The following is a 14,254-nucleotide window of genomic DNA, read 5'->3' as shown; positions in this document are numbered from 1 at the left end:
CCAGATGCAGGCTAGCCACTTTGGTTTTAAACTGCAACCACATTCGGAGGCCACAGCATGCACGCCAACAGCCCCTGCCCCGTTGCCCGCAGCGCCGACCTGCTCGGTGATCGCTGGGCACTGCTGGTGATCCGCGATGCCTTCGATGGCATCACCCGCTTCGGCGACTTCCAGCGCAGCCTCGGCGCCGCGCGCAACATCCTCAGCGACCGCCTGCGCCGGCTGGTCGAGGCGGGCATCCTGCAACTGCAACCGGCCTCCGATGGCTCGGCCTATCAGGAATACGTGCTCACCGCCGCGGGCCAGGCGCTGTTCCCGGTGCTGGTCGCGCTGCGCCAATGGGGTGAGCGCCATCGCTTCGACGCGGGCGAGGCCCATTCGCAGCTGATCGAGTCCAGCACGCGGCGCCCGCTGCCGTACATGCAGCCGCGCGGTCGCGACGGTCAGCCGCTGCAGGCCGCCGCCACCCGTGTGCGCAAGCTCCGGGACGACGGGCACAGCGCCTGACCCGCCCATTCGCGCACACCGCGACCCGGTCGCGCCGGTTAGCATCGGATGTTTCCGCCGCCGGACACCGACGATGTCGCGCTTTCGCCCTTCCCTGATGACCGCCCTGCTGCTGCCGTTGCTGGCCTGCAGCGCCGGAACCACGCAGGCGCGCGAGGTGGCCGCGCCCGCCGACCACGTGCAGGCCGATGGCCCCTATGTGTTCCGCCAGGGCGACCGGGTGCAGGCCAAGTGGATCTGTGCCGACAAGGTCGAATCGCGCACGCTTGCCTCCGGGGCAACAGGGACCGATATCGCACCGCGCTGCGGCTACGAACACACCGTGCATGTGGCTGCGCCGAATGCAGCCTCGGTCTCGGTGCTGCCGGCCACACCGCGCATCGTCGCGCTGTCCGACATCCACGGCCAGTATGGGCTGCTGGTGCGCCTGCTGCGTGCCCATCACGTGATCGACGCGCAGGATCGCTGGGCGCTGGGCAAGGACACGCTGGTCATCGCCGGCGACGTGTTCGACCGCGGCCCGCAGGTGACCGAGGCGTTCTGGCTGCTCTACGGCCTGCAGCAGCAGGCGGCCGCCGCCGGTGGCGCCGTGCACTTCGTGCTCGGCAACCACGAAACCATGGTGCTGTATGACGACCTGCGCTACGTCAACCCGAAGTACCTGCGCAGCGCCCAGCTGCTGGGCCGCAGCTACCCGCAGCTGTATGGCGCCGACTCGGTGATCGGGCAGTGGCTGCGCACCCGACCGGTGCTGCTGAAGATCGGCGATACCCTGTTCCTGCACGGCGGCATCTCGCCCGAGGCGGTGCGGCTGGCGCTGGACCCGGCACGCACCAACGCGGCCTATCAGGCCTCGCTGGGCCTGCCCAGGGCCGAAGTGAAGGCCGACCCGGCCACCGCACCGCTGTATGACGGCAAGACCAGCCCGATCTGGTACCGCGGCTATTTCGATGGCCGCCTCGACACCGCGGGTGTGCAGGCCGTACTCGACCGCCTGCAGCTCAAGCGCATCGTGGTCGGCCATACCTCGATGCCACATGTCAGCAGCTTCCACGGCGACCGCGTGATCGCCATCGACAGCAGCATCAAGAACGGCGAGAACGGCGAACTGCTGTTCATCGAGGAGGGCAAGCTCAGCCGTGGCCTGCTGGATGGCTCCCGGGTGCCGCTGGCGCGGGGTGAGCCGGGGCTGCAGGACTGAATGGAGGGACAGCGTGACGGCGCCAGGAGGTGCCGGCGCGCTCCACCTTCACCCGGTTTGCGGCTACCCTTCGGCAGCCGAGAGGCCCGCCCCGTCCAGCCGGTGGGCCTGACCGTTACAGGAGCCCCCGCGCATGCGCGTTCTGATTGCTGAAGACGACCCGGACATCGCCTCCGGCCTGTGCGCCTCGCTGCGCCGGCAGGGGCACGTGGTCGACCACGTCGACAACGGTGCGCACGCCGATGCAGCACTGGGCTCGACCCAGTACGCACTGCTGGTGCTGGACCTGGGGCTGCCGCAACTGGATGGCCGCGACGTGCTGCAACGACTGCGCCAGCGTGGCGATGGCCTGGCGGTGCTGGTGGTGACCGCGCGTGACGGCCTGGCCGAGCGGGTGCGCGTGCTCGACCTCGGTGCCGACGACTATCTGGTCAAGCCGTTCGCACTGGACGAATTCGAAGCCCGCGTGCGTGCACAGCTGCGGCGGGTCACCAGCAATGGCAATCCGGACCTGCGCATCGGCCGCTTGCGCCTGGACCTGGCCGGGCACCGCGTATGGATCGACGACCAATCACTTGAACTGACCGCACGCGAGTTCGGCCTGCTGTCGGCGCTGGCGGTGCGTGCAGAGCGCATCGTGTCACGCGCGCAGCTGGTGGAAGCGCTGTGCGACTGGGGCCAGGACCTGACCGACAACGGCCTGGACATCGCCCTGCACCGCCTGCGCCGCAAGCTGCAGCCGGGCGGCATGGGCATCCGCACTGTGCGCGGGCTGGGCTACATGCTGGAAGACGCGCAGGACGACAGCGCCCCGTGATCAGTGGACCGCCCAGCCTGCGCCGGCGCCTGCTCGCGTTCCTGGCGTTGCCGATGCTTGGCCTGCTCACCTTCAATACGATCCTGGCCTATTACGTTGCGCTGGACTATTCCAACCGCATTCACGACCGCAACCTGATCGACGACACGCACTCGTTCGCACAGATGCTGAGCACCATGCCGGTGACCAGCGACCTGTCTCCGCAGGCGCGCTTCCTGATCGAGTACGAGCCCGACGGCCATCGCTATTTCAACGTCGACAGCAGCCGCCAGGGGACGCTCAGCGGCAATGCGGATTTCAGTGCCTACGCGCCTTCGCAGGAATGCACCGGCGTGGACCCCACCCTGTACGATGGCATTCTCAACGGCCAGCCGGTGCGCATGGCCACCGTCTGCACGCGGGCGATGAACGATCCGCAGGACCAGCTGGCGGTGACGGTGGCCGAAAGCATGGCCGAACGACGCCAGCGCGCGAGAGAGATCCTGATGATCATCATCCCGCTGATGACCATGCTGGCGCTGGGCACTGCCGCGCTGGTCTGGTTCGGCGTGACCCATGGCCTGCGCATCCTGACCCCGCTGAGGACCCGCCTGGCACAGCGCCGCGGCGAACTGGCGCCGATCTCCGACGCCGACGTACCGGAGGAAATCCAGCCACTGATCAGCACCATCGACGATCTGTTTGCCCGCCAGGCGGAAATGATCACCCTGCAGAACCGTTTCATCGCCGACGCCGCGCACCAGCTGCGCTCGCCATTGGCCGGCATGGCCCTGCACGTGGACCAGGCACTGGCGCATGGCGACCCGGACACGGTGCGCGAGGCACTGCAGCACATCCGCCGGCTCAACCAGCGCACCGCGCGGGTCAGCACCCAGCTGCTGGCGCTGAGCCGGGCCCAGACCGTGCCGGAGACGGTGGAGGCACTGGACCTGTGCGAACGGGTGCCGCAGTGGGTCGGTACACGCGTGCCTGAAGCGATCCGCGACGGCATCGATCTGGGTTACCGCGGCAGCCCCCAGCCGCTGCGCGTGCTCGGCAACGGTGCCCAGCTGCAGGAAGCACTGGACAACCTGATCGACAATGCGCTGCGCTATGCCGGCCGCGATGCGACCGTCACCGTCGGCGTGCACGCGCTGGATGACAATGACGTCGAACTGTACGTGGAGGACAACGGGCCCGGCGTACCCGAGGACGTGATGCCGCGGCTGGGTGAGCGCTTCTTCCGCGCCCCCGGCACCACCGCCAGCGGCACCGGCCTGGGCCTGGCCATCGCCCACGAGGCGGTGGAGCACTTCGGCGGGCGCCTGACCTTCCTCAACCGCCCCGGCGGCGGACTCAAGGTCGCCATCACACTGCCGCTGCTGAAGGCCCCCTGACCCGGACCGGGGCGCTGAAAGGCTGGCGAAAATCGCGGTTGCGATCCTGACCCTCCCCACTGCCGTCCCGGAGCCGCCAGGTGACCGACTCGCACGACTTCTTCCTCCCCGGTGGCCCGCAGGGCGTGCTGCTGGTCCACGGCCTGACCGGTACCCCGGCGGAAATGCGCATGCTGGGCAAAGGGCTGAACAACGCCGGCTTCACCGTACACGGCGTGCAGCTGCCCGGCCATTGTGGCACCGTGGATGACCTGCTGGCGACCACCTGGGAACAGTGGTACCAGGGCGTGGAAGATGCGGCGGCAAGCCTGCGCGGCAAGGTCGACCAGCTGTTCGTCGGTGGCCTGTCGATGGGCGCGGTGCTGTCGCTGGCACTTGCTGCTCGACGACCGGACTGGGTGTCCGGCGTCGGCGTGTATGGCGCCACGTTCCGCTACGACGGCTGGAACATACCCGCTGTCGCCCGCCTCTCGTTCCTGCTGCCGTGGTTCAAGCGCTTCAACATCGGCCGCGACCGCATGTTCATGGAAGAACCGCCGTACGGCCTGCGCGACGAGCGCCTGCGTGCGCAGGTCAGCGCCGCCATGCTGTCCGGCGACAGCGCGGCGGCAGGCCTTCCGGGCAATCCCTGGCACGCGCTGGCCGAGATGCGTGCGCTGAGCAACTGGACCCGCCGCCACCTGCACCAGGTCACCGCCCCGTGCCTGGTGATGCACGCCCGCGAAGACGACGTGGCCAGCATGGGCAATGCCGAACTGGTGATGTCGCGGGTCAGTGGCCCGAAGGAACTGGTGGTGCTGGAGGACAGCTACCACATGATCACGATCGACCGCGAACGCCGCGAGGTGATCCGCCGCAGCGCGCGCTTCTTCACCGGGATCGGTGAACGCAGCGGCGTCCTCAAGGCGGTGGCCTGAGATGGGGGCACTTGCCACGCTGCTGTGGCTGGCCAATGTCGTGCTCGATACCGGTGGCCAGCTCGCCTTCAAGGCCGCCGCCAGCGACCCGCAGGAGGGCGAGGGACTGCAGCGCTGGAAGCACATGCTCAGCCGCCCCTGGCTGTGGATCGGCATCGCCTGTTACGTGCTTGAGTTCGTCGCCTGGATCGCCTTCCTGTCACTGGTTCCGCTGTCCAAGGGCGTGCTGCTGGGCTCGATCAACATCGTGGCGCTGATGATCGCCGGCCGCATCCTGTTCCGCGAGAAGCTCACGCCATTGCGGGTGACCGGGATGCTGCTGGTCACAGCAGGCGTGGCGGTGGTGGGGGCCGGCTCATGAGGCGCCTGTATGTGATCGGCTTCCCCCTGCTGATGGCCTTCGACACCCTGGCCCAGCTGTGCTTCAAGTACGCCGGCGATGCTGCGCTGCCGGTCGAGGCCAACACCACCTGGCTGCTGCGCGTGCTGTCGCAACCATGGGTGTACGGCGCCATCCTGGGCTACGTCGGTGCGTTCTTCACCTGGATGAGCCTGCTGCGGCATGCGCCGATCGGCCCGGCATTCGCGGCCTCGCACCTGGAAGTGATCAGTGTGCTGCTGCTGTCGGCCTGGCTGCTGAAAGAGCCGCTCACCCTGCACCACCTGGTCGGTGCGGTACTGATCGTGGCCGGCATCGTCTGCCTCGGCCGCGCGGAAGCGGACGACCCGCACAGCCCCGCCGAAAGCACCTCGTGAGCGGGCTGCGATGAGCCTGTTCGCGCGCGAACTGCCACCGACCGCCGGCCTGCCGATGCAGGCCAGCGACTTCCTTCCCGGTGGTGGTGACCTGCGCGGGATCCTGGCCAACCAGCTGGGCACGCCGCCGCTGCAGCTGACCTGTTCCGGCACGCACGCGCTGCTGATCGCCCTGCGCACCTTGCGCAAGCGCGCACCCAGGCGCGACACAGTGATCATGCCGGCCTACACCTGCCCGCTGGTGCCGATCGCGGTGCACAGCCTCGGCCTGCGCGTGCAGCTGTGCGATACCCGGCGCGGCCACTTCGACTTCGATCCCGGCCAGCTCGAACGGTTGGCCGATGCGCGTACGTTGGCCATCCTGCCAACCCACCTCGGCGGTCGCATCGCCGATGTCGAACGGGCCTGCGACATCGCCCGCAGCGCCGGCGCCTGGGTCATCGAAGATGCCGCACAGGCGCTGGGCGCACGGGTGGGCAACAGCAGTGTCGGCCTGCGTGGCGACATCGGATTCTTCAGCCTGGCCGCCGGCAAGGGGCTGAGCCTGCACGAAGGCGGCCTGCTGGTCAGCCGCGATGACGAACTGCGCGCCGAACTGGCCGAGCATGCCGCCGAACAGGTGCGCTTCAACCTGCGCTGGGAGCTGCTTCGCAGTGTGCAGCTGCTTGGCCTTGCCGCCTGCTATCGCCCCTCGCTGCTGTCGCTGGTGTACGGCAATCCGCTGCGCAGCGCACTGCAGCGTGGCGATCTGGAAGACGCGGTCGGTGACATTTTCCCGCTGGACATACCGCAGCACCGGGTCAGTCGATGGCGACAGAACATCGGTGCCCATGCCGCGCGGCGATTGCCGGCGTTCCTGCAGGCCGGGCGCCTGCGCGCACTGCAGCTGCGCGTGCAGCTGGCACAACTGCCGGCGGTGGAGGTGGTCGATGGCCTGGCCGGTAGCGGCGGCACCTGGCCGATGCTGATGCTGCTGCTGCCCAGCCAGCGCGCGCGCGATGCCGCGCTGGACGACCTGTGGCCGCGCGGCCTCGGTGCCAGCCGCATGTTCATCCATGCCCTGCCCGACTACGCCTACCTGCGTGGCATCGTGCCGCAGGAGGACGTGCCCAATGCACGTGACTTCGCCGCACGCATGCTCACCCTTGGCAACAGCGCCTGGCAGACCCGTGAGGAGACGGGCGAAATACTGCAGGTCCTGGCCCGCGCCTGACCCGCACGTGCGCGCGTGGCCTGCGCTCCGCGCATTCATCCATGTACTTTCCTGAACGCTTTCCCAGCCCGTCAAAAGCGCCTTTCAACAGGAAAGGAACGAGAAAGGCGGCCTGCCTACATTGAGCCTGCCCCGGCAATGTGCCGGACGCCTTTCTCATCGACGGACCTGCCCATGCACTGGAGCATCCTGTGTGACTTCGACGGCACCATCAGCCTCGAAGATGTCATCGACTCGCTGCTGGAAAAGTACGGCCAGCCGGGCTGGCAGGAACTGGAAGACCAGTGGAAGGCGGGAAAGATCGGCTCGCGTGAATGCATGCAGGGCCAGGTGCGGCGGCTGGAACTGGATCCGGCCACGCTTGATGCCCATCTGGACCAGGTGCAGATCGATCCAGGTTTCGTCGCCTTCGTCGCTCGCACCGAGCAGCTGGGCCTGCCACTGCGCATCGTCAGCGACGGCCTGGACTATGCGATCCATCGCATCCTCGCCAACCACGGCCTGGCGCAGCTGCCGGTGGTGGCCAACCACCTGCGCTGGTGCGATGACCACTGGGAACTGGAATCGCCCTACCAGGCCGAAGGCTGCCGCAGTGGCACCTGCAAATGCGCCTGCGCCGCGCAGGCGCGCGCCAACGAAGCACCGCGCGTGCTGATGATCGGCGACGGCAGCTCGGATTTCTGCGTGTCCGAAGACGCCGACTTCGTGTTCGCCAAGCGCCGCCTGATTACCCATTGCACGAATGCCGGCATCGAGCATGCCGCCATCGACACCTTCCACGATGCAATCGCACTGCTGCCGCGCTTGCTCGATGGCAGCCTGCTGCAGCCACGTCGCCTCGACGCCAGCCCGCAGCCCGCCGCACTGCCCCTGCTGCTTGCCACCGCCTGAGCACTCCCTTGCAGGCGCGCTCCCCTGTTACCCCTTTCGAACGTCCTTCACGGAACCGAACTGCATGAACATTTTTGACAAGAACGCCGCCGCCGCTGCCTCCGATGCGCAGCTGCTGGCCGACGAAGCCCGCTACAGCTCCTTCGGCGACACCGTCCACTACGTCGATCCGCCGAAGATCTTCCAGCGCGGCGAAGGCAGTTACATGTTCGACGGCGCGGGCGTGCCCTACCTCGACCTGCAGATGTGGTACTCGGCGTGCAACTTCGGCTACAGCAACAAGCGCCTGAACGATGCACTGAAGGACCAGATCGACACCCTGCCGCAGGTCGCCAGCCAGTACCTGCACCCGACCCGCGTGCAGCTGGCCAAGACCATTGCCGTGGACATGCACGAGAAGTTCGGCCTCGACGGTCGCGTGCACTTCAACGTTGGCGGTGCGCAGGCCATTGAAGACTCGCTGAAGATCGTGCGCAACGCGCGCGGCGGCAAGAGCCTGATGTTCGCCTTCGAGGGCGGCTACCACGGCCGCACCCTGGGTGCGTCGTCGATCACCTCCAGCTACCGCTACCGCCGCCGCTACGGCCACTTCGGCGAGCGCGCGATGTTCATCCCGTTTCCGTACCCCTTCCGTCGCCCGAAGGGCATGACCCCGGACGAGTACTCCGACCACTGCGTGTGGCAGTTCGAGCGCCTGTTCGAAAGCGAGTACAACGGCGTGTGGGATCCCAAGGTCGGCCAGGCCGAGTACGCCGCGTTCTACGTCGAGCCGATCCAGGGCACCGGTGGCTACGTCATCCCGCCGCGCAACTTCTTCACCGGCCTCAAGCGCGTGCTGGACAAGTACGGCATCCTGATGGTCGTCGATGAAATCCAGATGGGCTTCTGGCGCACCGGCAAGCTGTGGTCGATCGAGCACTTCGGCGTGACCCCGGACGTGCTGGTGTTCGGCAAGGCGCTGACCAACGGCCTGAACCCGCTGTCGGGCCTGTGGGCGCGCGAAGAGCTGATCAACCCGACCGTGTTCCCGCCGGGCTCCACCCACTCCACCTTCAATTCCAACCCACTGGGCACCCGCCTGGGCCTGGAAGTGCTGAAGCTGGGCAAGGAAATGGATTACGAGCGCACCGTGCCGGAAAAGGGCGCGTACTTCCTCGACGGCCTGCGCGGCCTGCAGAAGCGCCACCCGGAAATCGGCGACGTCGACGGCCTGGGCCTGGCGCTGCGTGCGGAAATCTGCCAGGCCGACGGCTACACCCCGAACAAGGAGCTGCTGGACCGCATGGTCGACATCGGCCTGGCCGGTGACCTGCTGCACGACGGCAAGCGCATGGGCCTCGTGCTCGACGTGGGTGGCTGGTACAAGAACGTGATCACCTTCGCGCCGTCGCTGGACATCAGCTACGAAGAAATCGACCTGGCGGTCACCCTGCTCGACCAGGCGCTGACCAAGGCCAAGGGCTGAGGTCGATGCGCTGCCGGTTCCCGTGCCGATGGAGATGACGTCACGCGCATCCAGTACCGCGCTGGAACCGACCGCGCTGCTGGAGGGCTTCCTGGCCCACCCGCCGCTCGGATTTGAGGCAGGCCGCCTTCCCAGCGGCCTGCCGACCTTCCGTGCGCCGCTGGACCTGACCACCACGATGGATGACGAACTGCGCGGCAGGCTGCTCGGCCTGCCGCTGTCGCGCCTGTGGCGGCCGTGGATCACCTGGAAGACGCGCTTCGTCGGTGCCACCAGCACCGAGTACACCCCGCTGCCGGCACACGTTGCCCCGGAGGCGCTGGCCGAGGACGTGACGCGTCACGCGATCGGCGATACCCGGCTGCTGGTGGTGAAGGACCTGGCAGTCGATTCACCGCTGCTGGACGACGCGGCCAACGCACACAGCGGCGCCTTCCTGCAGGCGCTGCTGGCACGCGGCTTCGTCGAACTGGAAGGCATGCCGCTGGCCTGGGTGGCGATCGATTTCGATTCGCTCGACGACTATCTCGGCCGCCTGTCATCCTCGCGCCGCAAGAACATCCGTCGCAAGTTGCGTTCGCGCGATGACCTGCAGATCGACTGCATCGCCACCGGCAACCCGGCCTTGGCCGACCCGCAACTGCAGGCCGAACTGTACGCGCTGTACCTGGACGTATACGCGCAGAGCGCGGTGCATTTCGACCAGCTCGACCTGCCCTATTTCCAGTACCTGCTGGCCGACAGCCAGGGCCAGGGACGGATGTTCCTGTACCGCCACCAGGGCCGGTTGATCGGCTGGAACCTGTGCTACGTGCATGCCGGCAAGCTGGTGGACAAGTACATCGGCCTGGCCTATCCGCAGTCGCGCGAGCACAACCTGTACGCGGTCAGCTGGATGCACAACCTCGAGTACGCGCTGCGGCACGGCCTGAGCCACTACGTGGCCGGCTGGACCGACTCGCGCATCAAGGCCGAACTGGGTGCGCGCTTCACCTCCACCCGGCACGCGATCCACGCACGCTCCCCGCTGCTGCGCGCCGCCCTGCGCAAGCTGGCCCCGCACCTGCAGAGCGAACCTGATGGAGGCGGTTGAACGATGCCGTTGCGTTCCCCGCTGATCCTGGACCTGGACGGTGGCGTGCTGCCGCTGCCCCAGGCACAGACCCTGGCCCTGCCGCAGTGGCATGACCCGCTGCGCTTTGCCTGCAGCAATGCCACCCTGGACCGTTTCGCCGCTGACGTGCTGGCACCACTGCCGGCCCAGCTCGGAACCGTCATGCTCGGCAGTGGCGACTTCCACCACCTCAGCCTGCCACTGCTGCGCCGCATGCGCGGGCAGGCCCCGTTCCAACTGGTGGTGCTGGACAACCATCCGGACAACATGCGGTTCCCGCTCGGCATGCACTGCGGCTCGTGGGTGAACGCCGCCAGCAAGCTGCCGCAGATCTCGCACGTCCATGTGCTCGGCATCACTTCCAGCGATATCGGCCTCGGTCATGCCTGGGAGAACCACTGGCGACCGCTGATGGGTGGACGCCTGACGTACTGGTGCATGGACGTGGACGTGGGCTGGGGCCACCGCCTCGGCATGGGCCGTGCGTTCCGACGCTTCGAGCACCCGGAAGCACTGGTCGCCGCGTTCGCCGCCGAGCAGGCCGCATCCCCACAGCCGACCTACCTGTCGATCGACAAGGATGTATTCGCCGAGGACGTTGCGCGCAGCAACTGGGACCAGGGCCGCTTCCAGCTGGAACACGCACTGGTGGTGATCGAAGCACTGCGCGCCGGTGGCCTGGTCGGCAGTGACATCACCGGCGAAGTTTCGCTGGCCAACTACCAGAGCCGCTTCAAGCGCTGGCTGTCGTCGCTGGATGGCCAGCCGGACGTCAGCGCCGATGATCTTCCTGCCTGGCAGGCCCGGCACCAGCAGGTGAACCGCGAACTGCTGGCGGCAATCGCCGCCGCTCCGACGGCCTGCTGACCGCGTCGGCAATGCCGGGCGTTGGCCGGCACTACACTGGGTTCCCGCCCCGGAGCCCTCGCCATGCCCCAGACCGTCATCCCGCAACTGCGCATGCGCCATGCCGATACCACCCTGCCGTTCTACGTGCAGGGGCTGGGTTTCGTGGTCGACTGGGAACACCGCTTCGAAGCCGGTTTGCCGTTGTTCGCCCAGCTCACCCGCGATGGCCAGACGATCTTCCTCACCGAGCACAGCGGTGACTGCGAGGTCGGCGGCGCGGTGTACTTCATCGTCGACGACGTCGACAGCCTGTACCGCGCCTTCAGCGCCGCCAACGTGCCGATCGAGCAGCCACCGCATGACACCGACTGGGGCAGCCGCGAGATGCTGCTGCGCGACCCCGACGGCAACCGCCTGCGTTTTGCCACCCACCTGGACTGAACAATGCGGACTTGAGGCATATATACGAAACATATATGCTTCGTATATCCACTCCGCCAGAACCGCCCATGGGCATCGTCAACATCGATGACACCCTGCACGACCAGCTGCGCCGTGCCTGCACTGTCTCCAGCCGTTCGATCAACGCCCAGGCCAACTTCTGGATCCGGGTCGGCATGCTGTGCGAAATGAATCCCACGCTGAGCTTCCAGGACATCGTCGCCAGCGAACTGCGGGCTGCCGGCGTGCAGCCGCCGCTGCTGGCACCGGGACAGGTCTGAGCAGATGGCGATCATCAAGCGCCCCGACGAGATCGCGCTGATGGCCGAATCCGGGCGCCTGCTTGCGCAGGTGTTCGCCGCGCTCGACCGGCTGCCGCTGCAGGGCCGCAGCACGATGGAGATCAACGATTTCGTCGAACGCATGATCGTTGACGAGCTGCAGGCGCGGCCGGCCAGCAAGGGCCAGTACGGCTTCCCGTACGTGCTCAACGCCTCGATCGACAACGTGATCTGCCACGGCGTGCCCAGCACCACCGACGTGCTGCGTAACGGCCAGATCGTCAACCTCGACATCACCCTGGAGAAGAACGGCTACATCGCCGACTCCAGCACCACCTACCTGGTGGGCGAGGTCGACTACGCCGCGCGCAGGCTGGTGCAGACCGCCTACCAGGCGATGTGGGAAGGCATCGCCGCGGTGCGCCCCGGCGCGCGCCTGGGCGACATCGGCCACGCCATCGCCCGCTACGCGCGCAGCCACGGCTACACCGTGGTGAAGGAATACTGCGGCCATGGCATCGGCCAGGAAATGCACGAGGAACCGCAGATCCTGCACTACGGCCATCCCAACACCGGCCTGGTGCTGGAAGAAGGCATGGTGTTCACCATCGAGCCGATGCTCAACCAGGGCAGGCCGGCCATCCGCCAGCAGCCGGACCAATGGCCGGTCTACACCCGCGACGGCAAGCTGTCTGCCCAGTTCGAGCACACCGTGGCGGTTACCCGCAGCGGCGTGCGCGTATTGACCCTGCGCCCCGGCGAAACGCCATTGTGCGCGGTGGATGCGGGCTAGAGCGGACGCAACAGAAGCAGCGTTGCCAGGCAGAACATGAAGATCGCGACGCCCCCATCCAGCACCCGCCAGGCGTCCGGCCTGCGGAACACCGGCTGCAACAGGCGCGCGCCATAGCCCAGCGTGCAGAACCAGGCCACGCTGGCGGCGCACGCACCGGCGGCGAACGCCCAGCGCAGGTCACCGGGGTAGCGCGTGGACAGGCTGCCCAGCAGCACCACCGTATCCAGATAGACGTGCGGGTTGAGCAGGGTGAAGGCCAGGCAGGTCAGCAGCACCTGCCGTCCGCTGCCGCCCTGCGCCTCGGCGGCGGCCAGCGCACTGCCACCGCGCCATGCGCGCAGCCCCGCCTGCAGGCCATACCAGAGCAGGAAGGCCGCGCCACCGAAGCGCAGCCCCTGCAGCAGCAGCGGCCACTGCAGCACCAGCGCGCCCATGCCGCCCACGCCCGCCAGGATCAGCACGATGTCCGCGCCGGCGCAGGCCAGCACCACCTTCCCCACATGGCGCTGCTGCAGGCCCTGGCGCAGCACGAAGGCGTTCTGCGCACCGATGGCGATGATCAGGCCGGCACCTGCGAACAGGCCGGCGGCGGCAGCGGCGATCCACATCAGGACAAGCCAGGCAGCGAAGGGATGCGCAGGGTGCGGCCAACGGCCGGTTAAGACAATCTGGTTTTTCTTTATCCTGTGCAGAAAAACTGAAGGGGCACCGGCATGGATCTGGTACATCCACAATTGGCCGCATTCGCTGCGGTGCTGGAAGAAGGCAGCTTCGAGGCTGCGGCACGCCGCCTGTCGATCAGCCCGTCGGCACTGTCGCAACGGATCAAGGCCCTGGAGGACAGGCTCGGGCAGGTGTTGCTGGTTCGCCAGGCACCGTGCCGCCCCACCGCCGCGGGTGAAGCGCTGCTGCGCCGGGTACGGCCGATGCAGGCGCTGGAAGCCGAGGCGCTGGCCGAGCTGCTGCCCGAGCGTGGCAGTGACACCGCGCGCACGCCGATCCCCCTGGCAGTCAACGACGACTCGCTTGATACCTGGTTCGTGCCCGCCATCGCAGACCTGCACCAGCGCCACGGCTACCTGTTCGACCTGCGCATGGACGACCAGGACCACACCCTGCAGTTGCTGCGCGATGGCAGCGTGCTCGGCGCAGTGACCGCCGAAAGCCAGCCGGTGAAGGGCTGCAACGTGCACCCGCTCGGCGCCATGCGTTACCACGCGATCGCTTCGCCCGGCTTCGCCCGCCAGTACTTCAACGATGGCATGCAGGCCGCGGCCCTGGCGCGCGCACCGATGCTGGTGTTCAACCGCAAGGATGAGCTGCAATGGCGCTTCGTGCGGCGCCTGACCCGCGCGCGACTGCAGCCGCCGCTACACTACCTGCCCTCTTCCACCGGTTTCGTCGAAGCTGCCGCGTGCGGACTCGGTTGGGGCATGGCCCCGGAAACCCTGGTCGCGCCCGCCGTGCGCGCCGGCCGCGTGGTGGTACTGGAACCCCGCCGCTGGCTGGATGTGCCGCTGTACTGGCAACATGCCGCCGTGCGCTCAAGCACGCTGCAGCACATCACCCAGGCGCTGCGCACTGCGGCCAGCGGCACCCTTCGTTGAGGACAATCCGATGACCGCAGACT

General features: G+C 67.7%; 17 protein-coding genes. 16 read left to right on the top strand and 1 reads right to left on the bottom strand.

From position 1 onward, the window contains the following. The first annotated feature begins 57 nt into the window (after nt 1-57). The 15 genes from N5E02_RS04455 (at nt 58) to map (ending at nt 12,621) form a co-directional block, all read left to right on the top strand. On the top strand, nt 58-507 hold the full coding sequence (locus N5E02_RS04455; protein ID WP_111127944.1) for a helix-turn-helix domain-containing protein: 450 nt from the start codon (nt 58-60) through the stop codon (nt 505-507). A gap of 73 nt (nt 508-580) precedes the next feature. After that, entirely contained in the window at nt 581-1,708 is a 1,128-nt protein-coding gene (locus tag N5E02_RS04450; protein WP_111127946.1) for a metallophosphoesterase, read from the top strand. Nucleotides 1,709-1,841: 133 nt separating this feature from the next. Then, nucleotides 1,842-2,525 carry a response regulator gene (locus tag N5E02_RS04445; protein ID WP_008265770.1) on the top strand — a complete coding sequence of 228 codons (684 nt, stop codon included), beginning with the start codon at nt 1,842-1,844 and terminating at the stop codon, nt 2,523-2,525. Then, the gene (locus tag N5E02_RS04440; protein ID WP_065186713.1) at nt 2,522-3,901 is read left to right on the top strand and encodes a sensor histidine kinase; all 1,380 of its coding nucleotides are present in this window, start codon (nt 2,522-2,524) and stop codon (nt 3,899-3,901) included. Before N5E02_RS04445 ends, N5E02_RS04440 begins: the two co-directional genes overlap by 4 nt. Before the next feature lie 80 nt (nt 3,902-3,981). Next, complete coding sequence (locus N5E02_RS04435; protein ID WP_005415777.1) at nt 3,982-4,818, top strand: alpha/beta fold hydrolase; 837 nt, start codon at nt 3,982-3,984, stop codon at nt 4,816-4,818. A 1-nt stretch (nt 4,819) separates the two neighbouring features. Further along, nucleotides 4,820-5,179, top strand: a complete 360-nt coding sequence (locus N5E02_RS04430) for an EamA family transporter (RefSeq protein ID WP_021202495.1) — start codon at nt 4,820-4,822, stop codon at nt 5,177-5,179. Beyond that, nucleotides 5,176-5,574 carry a DMT family transporter gene (locus N5E02_RS04425; protein WP_032954032.1) on the top strand — a complete coding sequence of 133 codons (399 nt, stop codon included), beginning with the start codon at nt 5,176-5,178 and terminating at the stop codon, nt 5,572-5,574. The genes N5E02_RS04430 and N5E02_RS04425 overlap by 4 nt, the downstream gene beginning before the upstream one ends. A gap of 10 nt (nt 5,575-5,584) precedes the next feature. Next, the gene (locus N5E02_RS04420) at nt 5,585-6,787 is read left to right on the top strand and encodes a DegT/DnrJ/EryC1/StrS family aminotransferase (protein WP_111127947.1); all 1,203 of its coding nucleotides are present in this window, start codon (nt 5,585-5,587) and stop codon (nt 6,785-6,787) included. 174 nt (nt 6,788-6,961) lie between these two features. Beyond that, nucleotides 6,962-7,678 carry an MtnX-like HAD-IB family phosphatase gene (locus tag N5E02_RS04415; protein WP_111127949.1) on the top strand — a complete coding sequence of 239 codons (717 nt, stop codon included), beginning with the start codon at nt 6,962-6,964 and terminating at the stop codon, nt 7,676-7,678. Between the two features lie 64 nt (nt 7,679-7,742). Further along, complete coding sequence (locus N5E02_RS04410) at nt 7,743-9,143, top strand: aminotransferase class III-fold pyridoxal phosphate-dependent enzyme (protein WP_171958168.1); 1,401 nt, start codon at nt 7,743-7,745, stop codon at nt 9,141-9,143. Between the two features lie 28 nt (nt 9,144-9,171). Beyond that, nucleotides 9,172-10,236, top strand: coding sequence for a GNAT family N-acetyltransferase (locus N5E02_RS04405; protein WP_279945900.1), 1,065 nt, complete (start codon nt 9,172-9,174; stop codon nt 10,234-10,236). Between the two features lie 3 nt (nt 10,237-10,239). Then, the gene (locus tag N5E02_RS04400) at nt 10,240-11,124 is read left to right on the top strand and encodes a hypothetical protein (protein ID WP_111127953.1); all 885 of its coding nucleotides are present in this window, start codon (nt 10,240-10,242) and stop codon (nt 11,122-11,124) included. A gap of 63 nt (nt 11,125-11,187) precedes the next feature. Continuing rightward, complete coding sequence (locus tag N5E02_RS04395) at nt 11,188-11,547, top strand: VOC family protein (RefSeq protein WP_053498166.1); 360 nt, start codon at nt 11,188-11,190, stop codon at nt 11,545-11,547. Between the two features lie 68 nt (nt 11,548-11,615). Next, the gene (locus N5E02_RS04390) at nt 11,616-11,828 is read left to right on the top strand and encodes a ParD-like family protein (RefSeq protein WP_005415768.1); all 213 of its coding nucleotides are present in this window, start codon (nt 11,616-11,618) and stop codon (nt 11,826-11,828) included. A 10-nt stretch (nt 11,829-11,838) separates the two neighbouring features. Then, nucleotides 11,839-12,621, top strand: a complete 783-nt coding sequence (map, locus tag N5E02_RS04385; protein WP_279945909.1) for a type I methionyl aminopeptidase — start codon at nt 11,839-11,841, stop codon at nt 12,619-12,621. Here map and N5E02_RS04380 read toward each other — a convergent pair. Next, on the bottom strand, nt 12,618-13,232 hold the full coding sequence (locus N5E02_RS04380) for a LysE/ArgO family amino acid transporter (protein WP_111127956.1): 615 nt from the start codon (nt 13,230-13,232) through the stop codon (nt 12,618-12,620). The two genes, map and N5E02_RS04380, sit on opposite strands and share 4 nt — an antisense overlap. Before the next feature lie 105 nt (nt 13,233-13,337). On the opposite strand from N5E02_RS04380, the gene N5E02_RS04375 reads away from it, so the two are divergent. Beyond that, complete coding sequence (locus tag N5E02_RS04375; RefSeq protein WP_005415765.1) at nt 13,338-14,231, top strand: LysR family transcriptional regulator ArgP; 894 nt, start codon at nt 13,338-13,340, stop codon at nt 14,229-14,231. The last annotated feature ends 23 nt before the right edge of the window (nt 14,232-14,254 follow it).

This window comes from Stenotrophomonas sp. GD03777, from assembly GCF_029842485.1.
In the GTDB taxonomy this organism is placed as follows: domain Bacteria; phylum Pseudomonadota; class Gammaproteobacteria; order Xanthomonadales; family Xanthomonadaceae; genus Stenotrophomonas; species Stenotrophomonas sepilia.
The sequence above is the reverse complement of the archived record's forward strand: the minus strand, read 5'-3'. Positions and strand labels throughout refer to the sequence as shown.

Bases quoted from the DNA above. Each gene is read 5' to 3' on its own strand.
- N5E02_RS04450 (WP_111127946.1), top strand. From the start codon at position 581: ATGTCGCGCTTTCGCCCTTCCCTGATGACCGCCCTGCTGCTGCCGTTG.
- N5E02_RS04425 (WP_032954032.1), top strand. From the start codon at position 5,176: ATGAGGCGCCTGTATGTGATCGGCTTCCCCCTGCTGATGGCCTTCGAC.
- N5E02_RS04375 (WP_005415765.1), top strand. From the start codon at position 13,338: ATGGATCTGGTACATCCACAATTGGCCGCATTCGCTGCGGTGCTGGAA.
- N5E02_RS04405 (WP_279945900.1), top strand. From the start codon at position 9,172: ATGGAGATGACGTCACGCGCATCCAGTACCGCGCTGGAACCGACCGCG.
- N5E02_RS04400 (WP_111127953.1), top strand. From the start codon at position 10,240: ATGCCGTTGCGTTCCCCGCTGATCCTGGACCTGGACGGTGGCGTGCTG.
- N5E02_RS04415 (WP_111127949.1), top strand. From the start codon at position 6,962: ATGCACTGGAGCATCCTGTGTGACTTCGACGGCACCATCAGCCTCGAA.
- N5E02_RS04410 (WP_171958168.1), top strand. From the start codon at position 7,743: ATGAACATTTTTGACAAGAACGCCGCCGCCGCTGCCTCCGATGCGCAG.
- N5E02_RS04455 (WP_111127944.1), top strand. From the start codon at position 58: ATGCACGCCAACAGCCCCTGCCCCGTTGCCCGCAGCGCCGACCTGCTC.
- N5E02_RS04395 (WP_053498166.1), top strand. From the start codon at position 11,188: ATGCCCCAGACCGTCATCCCGCAACTGCGCATGCGCCATGCCGATACC.
- N5E02_RS04445 (WP_008265770.1), top strand. From the start codon at position 1,842: ATGCGCGTTCTGATTGCTGAAGACGACCCGGACATCGCCTCCGGCCTG.
- N5E02_RS04420 (WP_111127947.1), top strand. From the start codon at position 5,585: ATGAGCCTGTTCGCGCGCGAACTGCCACCGACCGCCGGCCTGCCGATG.
- N5E02_RS04380 (WP_111127956.1), bottom strand. From the start codon at position 13,232: ATGTGGATCGCCGCTGCCGCCGCCGGCCTGTTCGCAGGTGCCGGCCTG.
- N5E02_RS04430 (WP_021202495.1), top strand. From the start codon at position 4,820: ATGGGGGCACTTGCCACGCTGCTGTGGCTGGCCAATGTCGTGCTCGAT.
- N5E02_RS04390 (WP_005415768.1), top strand. From the start codon at position 11,616: ATGGGCATCGTCAACATCGATGACACCCTGCACGACCAGCTGCGCCGT.